The sequence below is a fragment of the uncultured Anaerofustis sp. genome, assembly GCF_938029165.1.
GTDB lineage: Bacteria > Bacillota > Clostridia > Eubacteriales > Anaerofustaceae > Anaerofustis.
Map to the genome: position 1 here is coordinate 55295 of NZ_CALHFB010000042.1, position 17183 is coordinate 72477.

18 protein-coding genes are annotated in these 17183 nt (G+C 28.6%); 10 read left to right on the top strand and 8 right to left on the bottom strand.

Annotated elements, in window-relative coordinates; translation table 11 throughout:
• Positions 1-45 precede the first annotated feature (45 nt).
• The 4 genes from Q0516_RS07710 to Q0516_RS07725 form a co-directional block, all read right to left on the bottom strand.
• On the bottom strand, positions 46-1062 hold the full coding sequence (locus Q0516_RS07710; protein WP_294467194.1) for a sensor histidine kinase: 1017 nt from the start codon (positions 1060-1062) through the stop codon (positions 46-48).
• The gene (locus tag Q0516_RS07715; protein ID WP_294467198.1) at positions 1059-1724 is read right to left on the bottom strand and encodes a response regulator transcription factor; all 666 of its coding nucleotides are present in this window, start codon (positions 1722-1724) and stop codon (positions 1059-1061) included. The genes Q0516_RS07710 and Q0516_RS07715 overlap by 4 nt, the downstream gene beginning before the upstream one ends.
• 135 nt (positions 1725-1859) lie before the next feature.
• Positions 1860-2312: a GNAT family N-acetyltransferase gene (locus Q0516_RS07720; protein WP_294467200.1), complete on the bottom strand. Its 453-nt coding sequence runs from the start codon at positions 2310-2312 to the stop codon at positions 1860-1862.
• 87 nt (positions 2313-2399) lie between these two features.
• Positions 2400-2972: a flavodoxin family protein gene (locus Q0516_RS07725; RefSeq protein WP_294467202.1), complete on the bottom strand. Its 573-nt coding sequence runs from the start codon at positions 2970-2972 to the stop codon at positions 2400-2402.
• Positions 2973-3359: 387 nt separating this feature from the next.
• On the opposite strand from Q0516_RS07725, the gene plsX reads away from it, so the two are divergent.
• The 5 genes from plsX to ftsY all read left to right on the top strand — a co-directional run bounded on the left by plsX (position 3360) and on the right by ftsY (position 9900).
• Positions 3360-4346 (top strand): phosphate acyltransferase PlsX, encoded by a 987-nt coding sequence (plsX, locus tag Q0516_RS07730; protein ID WP_294467208.1) that lies wholly within the window; start codon positions 3360-3362, stop codon positions 4344-4346.
• A 61-nt stretch (positions 4347-4407) separates the two neighbouring features.
• On the top strand, positions 4408-4632 hold the full coding sequence (gene acpP, locus Q0516_RS07735; protein WP_257480171.1) for an acyl carrier protein: 225 nt from the start codon (positions 4408-4410) through the stop codon (positions 4630-4632).
• Between the two features lie 106 nt (positions 4633-4738).
• Positions 4739-5422: a ribonuclease III gene (gene rnc / locus Q0516_RS07740; RefSeq protein WP_294467212.1), complete on the top strand. Its 684-nt coding sequence runs from the start codon at positions 4739-4741 to the stop codon at positions 5420-5422.
• A gap of 10 nt (positions 5423-5432) precedes the next feature.
• Positions 5433-9011, top strand: coding sequence for a chromosome segregation protein SMC (gene smc / locus Q0516_RS07745; RefSeq protein ID WP_294467215.1), 3579 nt, complete (start codon positions 5433-5435; stop codon positions 9009-9011).
• The gene (ftsY, locus tag Q0516_RS07750) at positions 9004-9900 is read left to right on the top strand and encodes a signal recognition particle-docking protein FtsY (RefSeq protein ID WP_294467218.1); all 897 of its coding nucleotides are present in this window, start codon (positions 9004-9006) and stop codon (positions 9898-9900) included. The genes smc and ftsY overlap by 8 nt, the downstream gene beginning before the upstream one ends.
• Positions 9901-10239: 339 nt before the next feature.
• On the opposite strand, the gene Q0516_RS07755 is transcribed toward ftsY, so the two are convergent.
• Complete coding sequence (locus Q0516_RS07755; protein ID WP_294467221.1) at positions 10240-10893, bottom strand: transaldolase family protein; 654 nt, start codon at positions 10891-10893, stop codon at positions 10240-10242.
• 543 nt (positions 10894-11436) lie between these two features.
• On the opposite strand from Q0516_RS07755, the gene Q0516_RS07760 reads away from it, so the two are divergent.
• Positions 11437-12237: an AraC family transcriptional regulator gene (locus Q0516_RS07760; protein WP_294467223.1), complete on the top strand. Its 801-nt coding sequence runs from the start codon at positions 11437-11439 to the stop codon at positions 12235-12237.
• A gap of 10 nt (positions 12238-12247) precedes the next feature.
• Complete coding sequence (locus tag Q0516_RS07765; RefSeq protein WP_294467227.1) at positions 12248-13120, top strand: DMT family transporter; 873 nt, start codon at positions 12248-12250, stop codon at positions 13118-13120.
• Positions 13121-13167: 47 nt separating this feature from the next.
• Here the strand turns inward: Q0516_RS07765 and Q0516_RS07770 are convergent, their stop codons facing one another.
• The 3 genes from Q0516_RS07770 to Q0516_RS07780 all read right to left on the bottom strand — a co-directional run bounded on the left by Q0516_RS07770 (position 13168) and on the right by Q0516_RS07780 (position 15109).
• The gene (locus tag Q0516_RS07770; protein ID WP_257480163.1) at positions 13168-13707 is read right to left on the bottom strand and encodes a stage V sporulation T C-terminal domain-containing protein; all 540 of its coding nucleotides are present in this window, start codon (positions 13705-13707) and stop codon (positions 13168-13170) included.
• Between the two features lie 117 nt (positions 13708-13824).
• Positions 13825-14418, bottom strand: a complete 594-nt coding sequence (locus Q0516_RS07775) for a TetR/AcrR family transcriptional regulator (protein ID WP_294467232.1) — start codon at positions 14416-14418, stop codon at positions 13825-13827.
• A gap of 298 nt (positions 14419-14716) precedes the next feature.
• A complete protein-coding gene (locus Q0516_RS07780) occupies positions 14717-15109 on the bottom strand; it encodes a pyridoxamine 5'-phosphate oxidase family protein (RefSeq protein ID WP_294467235.1) in 393 nt (130 codons plus the stop codon).
• 163 nt (positions 15110-15272) lie between these two features.
• On the opposite strand from Q0516_RS07780, the gene Q0516_RS07785 reads away from it, so the two are divergent.
• Genes Q0516_RS07785 through Q0516_RS07795 form a run of 3 tightly spaced genes read left to right on the top strand, consistent with a single transcriptional unit; the run spans position 15273 to position 17134 of the window.
• On the top strand, positions 15273-15728 hold the full coding sequence (locus tag Q0516_RS07785) for an S-ribosylhomocysteine lyase (RefSeq protein ID WP_294467238.1): 456 nt from the start codon (positions 15273-15275) through the stop codon (positions 15726-15728).
• A 45-nt stretch (positions 15729-15773) separates the two neighbouring features.
• Positions 15774-16598 carry a MerR family transcriptional regulator gene (locus tag Q0516_RS07790; RefSeq protein ID WP_294467240.1) on the top strand — a complete coding sequence of 275 codons (825 nt, stop codon included), beginning with the start codon at positions 15774-15776 and terminating at the stop codon, positions 16596-16598.
• A gap of 56 nt (positions 16599-16654) precedes the next feature.
• Positions 16655-17134, top strand: a complete 480-nt coding sequence (locus Q0516_RS07795) for an SAM-dependent methyltransferase (RefSeq protein WP_294467242.1) — start codon at positions 16655-16657, stop codon at positions 17132-17134.
• Positions 17135-17183 lie beyond the last annotated feature (49 nt).

Here is a 17183-nt window from a genome sequence, read left to right on the forward strand (position 1 = left end):
AATAATAGCCAAACATATAAATAAAAAAACAGACATATGCCTGTTTTATTTTACCTCATCTATAAGTGAACTCAAAGGAAAAGTGATTACCACTACGGTTTTTGCATTTTCCTGAGAAAGGATATCTATTTTATGATATAAGCTGTCGCAAAGGGTTTTGCAAAGATATAACCCCATACCCGTGGACTTATATGTTTTCCTTCCGTTGGTTCCGGTAAAACCCTTTTCAAACACCTTACCGAGCTCACTTTTATTTATTCCGATACCGTTATCCTCTATATAAAGCTCTATTCCATCTTTCTTCTTTATGGAATAAATCCAAATCTTAGGTTTTTCACCTTTTGAATATTTAATACTATTTATTATTATTTGATTAATAATAAATTCAAGCCATTTGCTATCGCTGCTTACCTCTACATCAAGATCATTCATGTACAGACTTATATGCTTATTAAGAAAGTCTTTTTTATTTCTTAGCACTGCTTTTTTTACTATATCTTCCAGATTGACTCTTTTTATTATATAATCTTTTTCAACATTCTTACTTCTGGCGTAATATAAAACCTGCTCAACAAGATTATCTATTTTATTTAACTCTTCGTCTATACTATCCGTTACTTCATTACTGTTATTGGCAATGACCATTTTAGAAGTAGAAATAGGCGTTTTTATTTCATGACACCAAAGTTCTATGTAATCTTCCAGATCATGATTTTTTCTTTTATATAAATTTACGTATTCATTCATCGACTTATCGATTTCATAAATCGTATCATTTAAAATCCTGCCTTCTATAAAATTAGGATTTCTGATAAATTCGCTTATCAAATATTTTTTATCCAAATTATCCAGATTTTTCTTGAGTCTATTATAAAAATCTCTTTTTCTATAAAACTCATAGCCTAAAGAAATAACCGGGACTATAAATGTCAAAATCAATATATTTACTTTCAGTGAGCTGTTGACTTTAAATATATTAAGCAGAAATAGACTTATTAAAAATAAACCTATATATAACATTATATTTACAAACTTGTCCCTTAAAAAATCTTTTAGTTTCATGATATTATGTATCCCTGTCCTCTTTTTGTCTCAATAAAGTTTTTAAGCTCCACGCCTTCCAACTTCTTTCTAAGCCTATTGATATTCACGGTCAAAGTATTATCATCAACAAATTCATTATTGTCCCATAAATAATCCATAAGCTCGTCCCTTGATACTATTCTAGACTTATTTTTTAGAAGAAAATGTAATATTTTAAGTTCATTTTTACTTAAATCGATTTCTTTATCTTTATATGAAAAAGTGCTTTTTGAAATATTTAATTTAAGTCCGTTATAAATGATAACATCACTGAAATTTTTATTTGCTCTTTTTAACAGTGCTTCTATCCTTGCAATCAAAATCCTCGGATTATATGGTTTTGTAATATAGTCGTCTGCTCCGTAATTGATACTTAAAAGCTCGTCCATTTCATTATTTCTGCTCGTAAGCATAATAATAGGTATATCACTGGATTTTCTGACTTCCCTGCAGATATATTCCCCGTCGATACCCGGAAGAGTTATATCAAGAAGAACCAGATCCGCATGACCTGATAAGATAATATCCACACTATTCTTAAAATCTAAAATCTCATCGACTTCATAGCCATTATTCTTTAAATATAAGGTTAACTCACCTCTGAGTTTATTATCGTCTTCAACTACAAGTATTAGTGACATTATCCTCTCCTTAAATGTTATATTATATTTATACAATACTTAAGTTAATCATAACTTAAAATTTCATTAATGAATAGTTAATTTAATAAAAAAAGCAATCAAATGAAAATATTGATTACTTTTTAATTTCTAAATTTAATTATTTAAATCCAAGACCATAAATATTTCAGCAAATTCATTATCATTATATCTTTTCGTGACAGTAAAACCTACCTTTTTATATAAAGATATGGCATTGGTGCTTTTGGATAAAGTATCCAAGAACATTTTTTTATAGCCTAAACTTTTAGCCTTATTTATAGCACCCGTTAATAATTTTAAACCGTGACCTTTACCATAATAATCCTTATAAATATATAAAGATTTTAATTCACAGTCTTCGTTATTTAATCTTTTTAATCCAACCGTGCCTATGATCTCTTTATTATTAAACAAGCATACAAAATACTCAAAGTTATTATCTATGTCCTCATATACTTTATGACGAGAAGATATATCAAATACCCTTTTGGACTCAGGAAGACACTTACTTAAAAAATTAATTAAATCTATTTGATACTCTTTATCATATTTCTTTAATATAAACATCTATACTCCATTATTTTTGTTATTAACAAGTTTACTTATCCATATCTTAAATTTTATATTACCTTTATATGATAATACATATTAAAATCAGTCTAATAATTTTTTTGCAAATGACCTGGCTCTTTCTATTTTATCATCACTGATAAAGACTTCACTATATCCTAAGTCGAGTTCTGCCAACATACCTTCGTAAATCAACTTAGAATGCTTGCAGTATCTTTTTATACTCTCTTCGAATAAGTCTGCCCCTTTTTGCGGGTCATATCCGCATGTAGTTATTATAGAAACACTTTTACCTTTCCATAGAGAAGGACCTTTTCTATCACCGTAATATTTATTCATTCCATATACAAGCCTATCGAGCATCGCTTTCATAGGTGACGGACACGACCAACTATAAATAGGTGTAGCTAAAATTATTTTATCGCATAAAAGAATTTTATCAAAAATAAACTGCATGTCATCTTTATGTATACATCCAAATTTACTCCAATCTTTTTGGCAATGCCTGCAAGCGATACATCCCTTGATATCTTTATCATATAACCAAATAATATCTGTTTCATCCCCTGATCTTCTTATCTCGTCTATAAATGGCTTTACAAGAGAAATCGTATTTCCATTCTTACGCGGGCTTCCCATTAATATTAAAAATTTCACTATATTATTCCCCCTGAAATAATAATATTTGTATTATATTTTATTCTAATATCCTAATATATAAATGTCAAACGACATATTTATACATTAAATAATCTGAGCTTTTCCAATATGTTAAATAATTATTTGTTCTTTAAGCAAAAGACATATGTAAAATGTTTATAACTGATTTATAAAATTTTTTAAGAGCTATATCTTAAAAATTATTTTATTTATTTTGTGATATTTCATTTTATTTCGCACATAATAGCCTATAAAGTAAAGCTGGAGTGCTGGAAAATAAGCTATAATTATGATATAATCCGGTTTAGATACTAATTTAATTTAAAATTATTTTAAATTAAATTAAATTTTTTAAATGAAAATATTATATAAAGAGGTATAGATATGATATATGTAGATGCTTTCGGCGGAGACTATGCTCCCGACGCAATGGTCAAAGGAGCTGTACTGGCAGTTAAAGAATTCAACAGAGAAATCACATTAGTAGGTCATGAAGAAAAAATCAAGGAAGTTTTTGATAAAAATAGCTTAAGTATGGATAAGATAAGCATTATCCATGCACCGGAAGAAATAACCTGCCACGATGAAAGTGCTTTGGCAATAAGAAGAAAAAAACAATCATCTTTGGTAGTTGCCGCAAATCTTATTAAAGAAGACCGCAACAGCGTTCTTGTAACAGCGGGAAGTACGGGAGCTGTTCTTTCAGCGGGAGTGCTGGTTACGGGAAGAATAAAAGGCGTAAAAAGACCGGCTCTCGGAGCAGTCCTTCCTGCAAGGAAGAAGCCTATCCTGCTTATGGACTGCGGAGCAAATGCAGACTGCACAAGCGAATATATAAAACAGTTTGCTTCAATGTCAAGTATTTATATGAAATACGTTATGGGAGTTGAAAATCCCAAAGTTGCCCTTGCAAATATTGGAAGCGAAGAAGAAAAAGGAAATAAATTATATAAAGAAACTCATCAAGTATTAAAAGAAACAGAAGATATAAATTTCGCAGGGAATATGGAAGGAACAGATATAATGAACAGTGATAATGACGTTATAGTATGTGATGGATTTACCGGAAATATTATCCTAAAAACAATAGAAGGTATGGGAAACTTGATGAAGGACATACTAAAAGATGTTTTCTATACCAATACTAAGACAAAACTAAGTTATGTACTAACAAAAAGTGTCTTAAACAAAGAAATGGCTAAATTATCATCTAAGAGATACGGCGGAGCACCTCTTCTCGGAGTAAACGGTGGTATCATTAAAGCCCATGGAAATTCTGATGAAACAGCATTTAAAAACGCAATTGGGCAAGCCATAAAATTTGAAGAAAATGAAGTTTTAGAAAAAATTAAAAATATCTATGCTAAATAAGGAATATATGATATAAGTATATATATAATAATCTATAAATACGTATGGAGGGATATCACCAATGATTTTTGAAAGAGTTAGAGATATTATCGTTAAGCAGTTAGAGGTGAATGAAGACATAGTTAAAATGGAAACTTCTTTTACAGATGATTTAGATGTTGATTCACTTACTCTAATCGAACTGATCGCAGATTTCGAAGATGAATTCGGTATAGAAATCGAAGAAGACAAATTAGAAGACATGAAGACTGTTAAAGATGTAGTTGATTATTTAGAAGCATTATAAAATTAATAAAAATAGAAAATGGGCTCCTTATAAGGGAGCCTTAAACTATTTAAAAAATTGAAGGAATGATTTCTGTGATTTTTTACATAGTTTATGAGGTAGAAATATGGAGATTGAAAAATTAGAACAAAAATTAGGTTATGAATTTAAAGATAAAGAATTGATAAAAGTTGCCCTTACTCATTCATCAAAAAGCAATGAAAATAAGGCTTTACAAAACAATGAAAGATTGGAATTTCTCGGAGACGCAGTGCTGGATTTATGCGTAGGTGCATATCTTTATAAAACCCTTACAAATAAAAAAGAAGGAGTTCTTACAAAACTCAGAGCACTGATAGTCTGTGCCGACTCATTATTTATCGCATCGGAGAAATTAGAGCTTGGAGAATTTATCATGCTCGGTAAAGGGGAAATGCACAGCGGAGGTAAATACAAAAAAAATATTATTGCCGACTGTTTTGAAGCTGTGCTCGGAGCAATTTATTTAGACAGCGATTACGAAAAAGTAAGTAAGATAGCACTGAATTTATTATCCGATGTAATAAAAAAGGCAATTAGCGGAAATTTGACTTACGATTATAAAACACTTCTTCAGGAATATGTACATTCAAAAAATATAAAAGATTTCAGTTATGAACTCGTTCAAATCAAAGGTCCCGAACACGATCAAATATTTACTTCAAAAGTAATATTAAATAATAAAGATATGGGACATGGCGAAGGTAAAAATAAAAAAGAATCGGAACAGCACGCAGCTTTAAACACTCTAAAAAAACTTAAACTGATTTAGGCGGTAATAAATGTATTTAAAAAAAGTTGAAATATATGGCTTCAAGTCCTTTGGACAAAAAGTCGAAATAATTTTTGATAATAAAGTTACGGGGATAGTAGGTCCGAACGGCAGCGGTAAAAGCAATATCGTCGACGCAATAAGATGGGTTCTGGGAGAACAAAGAGTAAAAACTCTAAGAGGCGGCAAGATGGAAGATGTCATATTTTCCGGAACAGAAGAAAAAAGAGCACTTGGGTATGCGTTCGTCAGTATAACTATAGATAATACAACAGGTATCTTACCAAGCGAATACAGTGAAGTGAATGTTTCAAGAAGACTGTACCGCTCGGGAGAAAGCGAATACTATATAAATAAAAATGCGGTAAGACTCAAAGACGTTCATGAATTATTTATGGATACGGGGCTGTCCAGAGAAGGTTATTCAATTATTTCTCAAGGTAAGATAGAAAGTATAGTTAATAATTCAGCAGTGGACAGAAAACTGATGATAGAAGAAGCCGTAGGGATAGTAAAATATAAGACAAGAAAAAACGAAGCTTTAAGAAAGCTTGATAAAACACAAAATAACTTATACAGGATTTTAGATATAATAAGCGAACTTGAAAGCAGACTTCCAAGTTTAAAAAGAAATTCAAAAAAAGCAAGAAAATATATAGAACTTAGTGAAGAACTTAAAGGTTTGGAACTTAATCTCTTTGTGCATAAAGCAGACAAATATAAAGAAGAATTATCTAAATTAGATGAAGACGAAAAAATCATGAAAGATACTTTAAAAGAACAAGAGGAAAGTATCTCTATTTTGGGTGACAAATACAGCGAACTTAAATTAAAAATCAATACTTTTGACGAACAAATAAATAATGCAAACAAAGAAATTCATGATTTTATTTCTACATATGAAAATTCAAAAGTTGAAGTTGAAGTAAATAAAAATAAAATAGAAACTCACCTGGGTAATATAGACAGTTTAAAAGAAGGTATAATAAGGTTAAAAGAAGAAAAAGAAACTATAGAAAATAAGAAAAAAGAAACTATAAGCTTATTAAATGAGCAGAAAATTTTATTTGATGAATTGACAAAAGAATATAATAAACTCAAGGAAGAAGTTGAAAGATTAAAAGGCATTTCAAACGAAACGGAAAATGCTATTCAAAGAGAAAATATAAACTTAAAGACAAAGGAAAGATTATTAAAGGACAAAGAAGGCTTATTATCCGACAGCTTAAACAGAATAGAAAACAATAAATTTATCAAAACGAAATTAGAAGAAGAAAATGATTATTTAGAAAAAAACATAGAAGAACTGGAAAATTCACTTAAAAATGTGGATAATTCCGAGAATGAAGAAAAGCTCGATAAACTCGATGATGAAAATAATAAATTATTGGAAGAAAGATATAAAATCGAAGAAGCAAAAGCAGATTTCAGAGAAGAACTTTTAGATAAGTATAATAGAGTAAAGCTTCTTAAAGGACAAAAAGACATACTTTCGGGATACGAAGAAAACAAAGAAGGCTATAAATTTGCAATCAAAAAAATCTTTGAATACTCAAAATCAAACAGTGAATTAAAAAATGAAGTATATGGAACATTAGGGGATTTAATTTCAGTAGAAGAAAAGTATATGGATGCAATTCAAAAATCTCTTGCTTCTACCATAGAACACGTAATAGTAAAAAATGAAGCTACCGCATCAAAGGCAATAAAAGCATTAAAACAAAACAAGTGGGGCAGAATAACATTCCTTCCTCATAATATAATAAAACCAAGAGAAATTTGTAACTTAAATTCCTCTATAACATCTGCAAAAGGTTTCGAAGGTATAGGCAGTGATTTAGTCAAATACGATAAAAAATTTGAAAATATTATAAAGAATGCTTTAGGTACTCTTTTAATATTTGATAATTTAAATAATGCAAATGACTTTGCTAAAAAAAGCGGACACAAATATAAAATAGCTACTTTAGACGGAGAAGTATTATTCCCCGGAGGCGCTCTAGTCGGCGGGCAAAATAAACGCGGAGATGAAGGACTATTATCAAGAAAAAATAAAATAGATAAATTAGAGAATGAAATAAAACAAGCCGTCAAAGATTATAATGAACATCTTAAAAAAGGCGGCTTATTTGATGAAAAATTAAGAGAAAAAGATGAAGAACTTAAAATCAAAGCCGAAGAAATTAATAAGCTTACTCTAATCATAAGCAAAGAAGAAGATAAAAACAGAGACAAAGAAGATCAGCTGGAAAATTTAATAAAAACATTTGAAGATAATAAAAAGAAAATATCAAACTTAAAAGAAGCGGATAAAAAAATCCATGAAATGAATGAAAGATCAAAAGAAGAAGTAAAAAAATTGGCTTTGGAAATAGAAGAAAAAAAAGATGAAATATCTAAGATTTCTCTGGGATTATATAAAGATAAATATCTCGAAATGGCTACAAAATTAAACAATGAACAGCTTAAACTTTATAAGGAAGAAGAAAAACTTAGAAATTATAATTCTTCCATTTATGATTTAAATAAAAATATCAAAGATATTGAAAAGTCTTTATTAGATAGCAAAAAAGAAATAGACGAAAACGAAGATAATATTTTGATATTAAAAGAACAAATAGAACAAGCAAAAGAAATAGACAATGACTACGACAGATTAAAACAAAACTTGGATGATAATTATAAATCTTTGATTGAAAAGAAAAAAGAAAATAGCGAAGACTTTGACAGAGTAAATATAGAACTAAAAAATCTACAGGAAGAAAGATTTGCTTTAAGCGAAAGAATTCAAAAGCTTGAGAATAAAAAAGATAAAACCACATTGGAATTTGACTATCTGCAAAGAGGGATTGTCGAGGATTACAATCTTACATACTCGCAGGCTGTGGAATTCAAAGCACCTATAGAAAATATGCTTGAGATCGAGACTAAAGTAAGAGATTTAAAATCGAATATTAAAAAACTTGGTAATATAAATGTTGAATCAATCGAAGAGTACAAAGAAGTCAAAGAAAGATTTGAATTTTTAAGTGAACAAAAAAATGACTTGGAAAATTCAAAGGAAGAATTATTACATATTATTAAAGATATGAATTCTAAAATAGAGGAAAGATTTATAAAAGAATTTGATAATATAAATATTGAATTTGATAATGTATTTAAAAAACTATTCAACGGAGGAAGTGCAAAACTAATACTTACCAATCCGGATGATATTATGGAAAGCGGTATCGACATAGTAGCGCAACCGCCGAAAACTAAACTTAAAAATATATCTTCACTTTCAGGCGGTGAAAAATCAATGACGGCAATTGCATTGATTTTTGCTATACTTAAATTGAAACCAGCACCATTCTGTGTTTTGGATGAAATCGACGCAGCACTTGATGACGCAAATGTTGCAAGGTTTTGTAACTATTTAAAATCAATAATCAATGATAATCAATTTATAATCGTAACACATAGAAAAATAACAATGGGTATTGCCGATGTGTTATACGGAGCTACAATGGGAAGCGAAGGTATAACTAGAATTGTAAGTGTTAAACTAAAAGATATCCATGAAGGAGGTCAAATAAAAAATGCCTAACGAAAAATATAATAGAGGTTTAGATAAAACAAAAAAAAGTTTATTATCGAAATTAAAAGATGTTTTTTCATCAAATAAAATAGATGATGATTTATATGAAGAGCTAATCGAAGTGTTGATACTTAGTGATATCCCTTTTAACGTAAGTGAAGAAATAATAGAAAATGTCAAGGAAAATGCAACAAAAAAAGATGTAAAAGATATAAATAAATTATATGATTTAATAAAAGATGAAATTAGAAACAGACTTAATTTAAATTTATGGGACAGGGAAATCAAAAAACCCGCTTTGATATTATTCATTGGTGTAAACGGGGCAGGGAAAACCACAACGATAGCTAAACTTGCAAATAAGTTTATAAAAGAAGATAAAAAAGTAATTTTAGCTGCAGCAGATACCTTCAGAGCCGCCGCAAGCGAACAGCTGGCTACTTGGGCAGAAAGACTCAACGTACCTATAGTAAAGAGCTCTCAGGGACAGGATCCCGCAAGCGTGATATATGACTGCTTGGATTCGGCAAAGGCTAAAGATATGGATATAATATTAGCGGACAGCGCGGGAAGACTTCAAAACAAAAAGAATTTAATGGATGAACTAAATAAAATTTACAGAGTTTGTGACAAATTCAAAGGAGATTACAATCTATATACGGTCTTGGTACTTGACGCCGGAGCGGGACAAAACAGCGTAATACAAGCAGAAAGTTTTAACGAAAGTGCTAAAGTAGACGGGATCATAATGACAAAGCTAGACGGAAGTGCCAAAGGAGGAGTCATAGTATCACTTGCGGGAGAAGACAAACCGCCTATGTGGTATATAGGTCTCGGAGAAGGGCTTGAAGACTTGGAAGAATTCGATGTAGATAACTTTGTTGATGCAATTATATAAAATAAAAAGACCTCACATGAGGTCTTTTTAATGCTATTAATTATTTCAGTTACGACGAACTTAATCACCTTATCATTATATTTTTTTCATTTAATTATTAATATATTAACTATATAAAATAACTCTTTATATTTATTCTCATACAATTTTCTATAAATTCATATTTAATATACAAAACATATTACTTTTCAACTTCAATAGTTTTAAAATAGTCTTTTTCAAATAATCATAATAAAAAAATTTGTATACCAATAAAATCATATTATCTCTTATATATGTTTTCATACTAGAGACATTCCTTTAATTTTTATATTTATAAATTTATTAAATATATCTATATTACTTACCATAAATAGAATTATAATCCTGAGTAAACTTTTTTATTCCGTCCTCAGTTATAGGGTGATCGAATAGTTGATTAAACACTTCATAGGTAAGTGCAAGTGAATCCGCACCGGCAAGAATAGCTTCTATAGCATCATTACAGTTTTTGATACTTGCGGCGATAACAACAGATTTTATTTCATAGAAGTCATACATTTGTCTTACTTTTTTAAATAATTCCATTCCGTCATGACCAATATAATCAACTCTGCTTATAAAAGGACTTATAAAAGGAGAGCCGGCAAGTCCTGCTGTAAGTGCCTGACCGGGGTTGCATATAAGTGTTGCATTAGTCTTTATTCCCATAGGAATCAATTTATTTATAGCTTTTATGCCTTTCTTATTGGCAGGTATTTTAATAACAATATTTTCTGATAAATCATTTAATCTTTTTGCTTCTTCTATTATTTCCTCGGTTTCCGTAGGGATTGCCTCTACGGCAATAGGACCGTCAAAAAACGAACGAATATCTTTTATAACATCTTCATATTTTCTGCCGACATTAGCCATCTTATTGGGATTTGTGGCAATACCGGAAACAACTCCAGTTTCTAAAGCTTCTTCGATTTCTTTTACATTTGCAGTATCAAGAAAAATTCTATAATCCATACTATTTCTCCTTTAAATTTTATTAATTAATTATATACCTCTACAACAATCTATTTCAAGCTTATTTTCATTATAGTTATTTATAAAAGAAAAACAGAAATATCTTAAAAGACATTTCTGTTTATTCCGATTTATTAACTTTTCAAACAAAATTTGCTTATTTATTATACCAAATTTTTCTATATTTGACAATGATATATCAAGAAAAATTTACATTAGAGAAGCAGAAGTGAAATTGGCTATTAACACATAATGGATCATATATTTAGAATTTTATCATTTTACTATATAATCTTCTGCTTCTCAGCAACTTATTGCTAACATTATAATATTACTTATGTCACATAAATGCAATATATTTTGACAATAAAAATAAAATTGTTAGTTTATCCTTACGTATGTTCATATATAGAAACTTTATAACTATAATAATTAGTTAAATTCAATGATTTTTGATGATAAAAAATATATAATTAAATAGATTTATCAATATTGTACAATACTATTAAAAATTTAAATGGTAAATTAAATTGGGTGAAAAAAATGAATGATAGAAAAATTATATTCGATAAAACACTAAATATTGAAGCTTATATTTTCAGTGACGGAACTCAGGATTTTCCCAATCATTTTCATGATCATTATGTAATAGGTCTCATAAATGAAGGGAACAGGACTCTAACTTACGGAGAAAAAAAATATTATATAAAAAGTGATGATATGATATTATTTAATCCTTACGATAATCATGACTGCAGAAACGAAGATAATTCATTGCTAAAATACATAGCAGTAAATATACCAAAACAAAGCATGGAATATCTTACATATATCATAAAGGATAAAAATACTCTAAAATTCAAATATCCCATAATAAAAGATATGGGACTCGCAAAGCAATTCATAAAAGTTCATGATATGATTATGGAAAATGAAAATGAGATGGAAAGAGAAGAATTGTTTATTCTTTTTATGGATGAATTAATAGACAAATATTCTAAATATAAAAGCCTTGAAATAACTAATGAAAATATTAAAATTCAAACCATAGAAAATTATATTAAAGAAAATTACGATAAAATTATCTCCCTTGATATACTAAGTGAAATATCAGGCTTGAATAAATACTCCGTAATAAGAAGTTTTACAAAAATAAAGGGAATAACACCGTACAGATATATTGAAACTATCAGGATAAATAAATCAAAAGAGTTATTAAAATTTAATAACGACATTGTAGAAGTTGCACTAAAACTAGGTTTTACAGACCAAAGTCATTTTACTAAAACATTTAAAAAACTTACAGGATTAACACCCGGGGAGTATAAAAATATATTTAAATAATGGGGGAGAAATGGAGCAAAAAGCAAAAGGACATATATTGGCACTTATAACGATTTTTATTTGGGGAACAACCTTTATCTCAACTAAAATTCTTCTTAAAACTTTTACGCCAATTGAAATATTATTCTATAGATTTTTTCTGGGCTTTATATTTTTAATATTGATGTATCCTAAAAGATTAAAATTAAAGAAAAGAAAAGAAGAGATATACTTTATATTTGCGGGTTTAAGCGGAGTAAGTTTATATTATTTATTTGAGAACACCGCGCTTACTTATACTTCTGCATCTAATGTTGGGGTGCTCGTTTCGGTAGCTCCATTTTTTACGGCAATTTTATCAAGTATATTCATAAAAAGCGAAAGCCTTCATAAAAATTTTTTTATAGGATTTATTATAGCTATAAGCGGAATTATTTTTATAAGCTTTAAAGATGCTAATAATGTCAGCCTCTCACCTATGGGAGATATTCTCGCCTTACTGGCAGCAATGATATGGGCTGTTTACTCACTGCTTAGCAAAAAAATCAGTGAACTGGGATACAATATAATTCAGTGTACCAGAAGGATATTCTTTTATGGACTGATATTTATGTCAGTAATGCTGCCTTTTTTTGACTTTACATTTGATTTATCTTTGTTTAATAATTTCACAGTGATATTTAATATATTATTTTTAGGAATTGGGGCATGTTCAATATGTTTTGTAACCTGGAATACTGCAATAAAGATACTCGGTACGATAAAGACAAGTGCTTATATCTACATCGTTCCCGTGATAACGATAATAACTTCTTTTATAGTACTTAAAGAAAACATAACTTTAAGTATTATTATTGGAACTATATTAGTATTGATAGGATTATTTTTAAGTGAAAAAAAATAAAAAAAGAACTTAATGATAAGTTCTTTTTTTATATAATTTTTAGTAAATTATTGTTCAAGCTGTTTAGCCAAGAAAATAGAACCTGTCTTAGCAAGCAGACTAGCTTGTTCAATAGGAAGTGCATGTTTATCTTTGCTAAGTAATACTATTGCTCCTATAGGATCTCCGTTTGCCACAATAGGGGAAATAACCTCATATACATGCTCATTCTTTTTATCACTTACGATATCATAATCACCGTTTAAAGATGTTACAAGCTGTCTTTTTGATATTACTCTGTCTAATTCTTTACTGATTCTTTTATCCATCAATTCTTTCTTATCTCCGCTTGAAGCCGCTACAATATTTTCTCTGTCACATATAACACTTGTGACTTTAGCTGAAAGAGATAAGCTATCTACGTATTCCTGAGCAAAATTTGATAATTCTCCGACCATAGAATATTTTTTTAAAATCACTTCTCCCTGTGAATCTGTATATATTTCTAAAGGATCTCCCTCTCTGATCCTTAGTGTTCTTCTTATTTCTTTTGGTATTACAACTCTACCCAAATCATCTATTCTTCTAACAATTCCAGTTGCTTTCATTAAACTCTCCTTTGATAAAAATTCATTAATACTAGTTTTGCTAAAAATAGAAATTTTATACTTTTTAACCTTAATTAAACAAAAAAACATTTAATCAATGATTAAATGTTTTTTTAATTATTTAAATTCTTCAATTTTATGATTTTTAGTAATACCATTGATACCATAAAAAATTATTTTAAATATCTTTTCAATATTTTGCTCATTATTTTCTATTTGCTTATCTGATACTCTAACAGCAAAATTTAAGGTCGTCTCTATTAAATATACCCAAAATATTTCAGGATCAGCACCAAGCTTGGGCATAACTTTTTTTACTATTTTGGTAAAAAAGTTAAATGATTTATTTTGACCTTTCATAGTCTCTTCATCATAATATGATGACTGTCTGTAACTTAAATAAAATTTAGTATAACTACCATGAGCTATTAAATATTCAAAATATTTATACCAAAGTTCTTTTATACCTTTAGGTAAATTAAATCCCCAAAAAGATACCTCTTTTAATGCACTATCTATCTTATTATCAACATAATATAGACATTCCCTAAGTAAAGTTTTTTTATTTTTATAATGATATAAAATAGTACCTTCTGAAATATTCATTTCATTTGCAACTTTTTTTGTTGTAACATTTTCTAAACCATAATTAGCAACATAATCAATTGTATTTTCCAATATAAGTTGACTGGTAATATATCCTTTTTTCATGAATATACCTTTCCAAATAATACATATATAAATAATATATATTATTTTTTTATTTTAATCAATTTTTTATTACATAAAAATTGTTTTTTTTCGCAATTCAAGTATTTACTCGAATATTATTAAGTAATCACTTAAAATTGTTGTAATTTCAAACTTATATTGATATAATAGCTATATAATTGTTGTTGTATAACAATATATAAAATGGATAATCAAGAAATATTCCCTTAGCAAAAGTTGATTGTCCATTTTTTATTTATATAGAAAATATATCAATACCTATGTAAATATATTATCCCTAAAATTTAATCACTTCAGGTTCATCTGTAAACGAATAAAATGTAGCTACTGCATCTTTAAGATAAAAAACAACAGTATTTTCATCTTCTGCAGAATACATATTTTTAAGATCCGGATAATTATCGAGAAGACTTTTTTTAGCTTCTATCCTATCATCTTCAACTAAATTAGTTTCAACACGCAGCCATTTTTCCCCATAAACAGCACATATCTCAACTTTTGGATTTAAATCGATTTGTTTTTTTACACTTTTCGCCCTACCTGTTTGAATATAAAGTTTATCTTCAAAAATATTGACTGTACCGAAAGGGCGGACTCTTGGCTGGTCACCTTCAACTGTAGCTAAATAATAAGTTTCGCTTTTTTTAAGAAAATCATAAACTTCTTTCATTATTTTCACCCCCTTATATTTTATATCTTAGTTATAATTCTAACATTAATTTACCATTTATTAAACAGGAATAATCACAAAAACAAATATTTATATTCTTTTATAATGTTTTTTGTAATACTATGTTAAAATATACATAGAAATTGAATATTAGGAGAGAAAAATGGAAAAGATAGCAAGTTTTATGGTGGATCATACAAAATTAGAACCCGGTATTTATTTATCAAGAGAAGACAGGGGAGTTATAACATATGATTTAAGGTTTATAAAACCCAATACACCTCCTTTTTTATCAAATAAGGCACTTCATACAATAGAACACTTATGTGCAACTCATTTAAGAAATTCAAAATTTAGTGATAATGTAATTTACTTCGGACCAATGGGATGCAGAACAGGGTTTTATCTTTTAACATTGGGACTTACACATAAAGAAGTAATCAATTTAGTGAAAGAGACAATAAATATACTTTGCGATTATGAAGGAGATATACCGGGGCAGTCTGAAATAGAGTGCGGAAATTATAAAGAACTTGATTTGGAAGAAGCAAAAAAAGAATTAATAAAATATAATAATGTTATTAAAAATTTAACAGAAGATGACATTTATTACAGATAAATTTAATCCCACTATAGTGGGATTGTTTTTTTAAGGAGATTTAAAATGTTTAAAATTGGAGAGTTCTCTAAGTTGACACAAGTATCCGTTAGGATGCTCAGATATTATGACGAAGTGAATTTATTGAAGCCTATGGAGGTGGATAAATTTACTAATTACAGATTATACTCGGTAGAACAAATTCAAACACTTCAAAAAATATTATTATTAAGAGATATGGATTTCCCGGTAAAAAAAATAAAAGATATATTAAATAAGGAAAATGAAGAGATTTTTATTAAAGAGCTAAATAATAAAAAGAAAAACTTATATGATCAAATATATGGTCTTAAAGAAAAAATCAATAAAATTGATACTGCTGTAAAAGATATCAATCAAAATAAATTTGATATACATTCTAATATAATTATCAAGAATATCCCAAGTTATAATATGCTCATACTTAGAAAAAGAATAAAAACATATTTTCATGAAAGTGAATTATGGGAAGAATTAAATAAATATATAAATGAAAATGATATAGAAATAGAAAAAGATCCCAAATGCATAACTTTTTTTTATGATGAGGAACATAAAGAAGAAAATATAGATATAGCGGTAGGGGTATGTGTAAATAAATCAAACCAAGATGACGGAAATTTTAAATACATACAAACAGAAGAAGCAGAAAACATGGCTTCAATAATGGCCTACGGCGATTTCAGTAATATAGGAAAGTATTATTATGATTTTGCAAAGTGGCTGGAAAATCATAATTATTATAAAATCAAAAACCCTACAAGACAAATATGCCATATAGGTCCGTTTAATAGCACTAATCCTGAGGAATATTTAACAGAACTTCAAATCCCTCTTATAAAAACCTCTTGACCTTCACACCGTGTGAGGAATTATACTTTCGATATATAAAACGGAGGTAAAACAAAATGAATAAAAATTTAAAAGTAAATCCTATAGGTAAAATCGAAGTAAGTAATGATATGATGTATATCAGGGTGGATAAAGAATATATCCATGGATTAAAAGAATTAAATGATTTTTCTCATGCAGAAATTATTTGGTGGTTCAGCGAAAATGATAAAGAGGAATATAGAAAAATAGTAGAGGTCGAAAGTCCATATAAAAATTCACCTGACATAATGGGAACATTTGCAACACGTTCACCGTTCAGACCAAATCCTATAGCAGTATCCGTTATTGATATTGCAGATATAGACTTGAATGAGGGAATAATAAAGACATATTATATAGACGCGTATAATAACAGTCCGGTACTGGATATAAAACCATATACACCAAGTTTAGATAGAGTTGAAAATCCAAGTGTACCTTTTTGGTGCGAACATTGGCCTAAAAGCATTGAAGAATCAGGAGATTTTAACTGGGAGAATGAATTTAATTTCTAGGGCTGCATTTAATTCTAAAGAAATCCTTAGTTCTTCCTGAACATTCTGT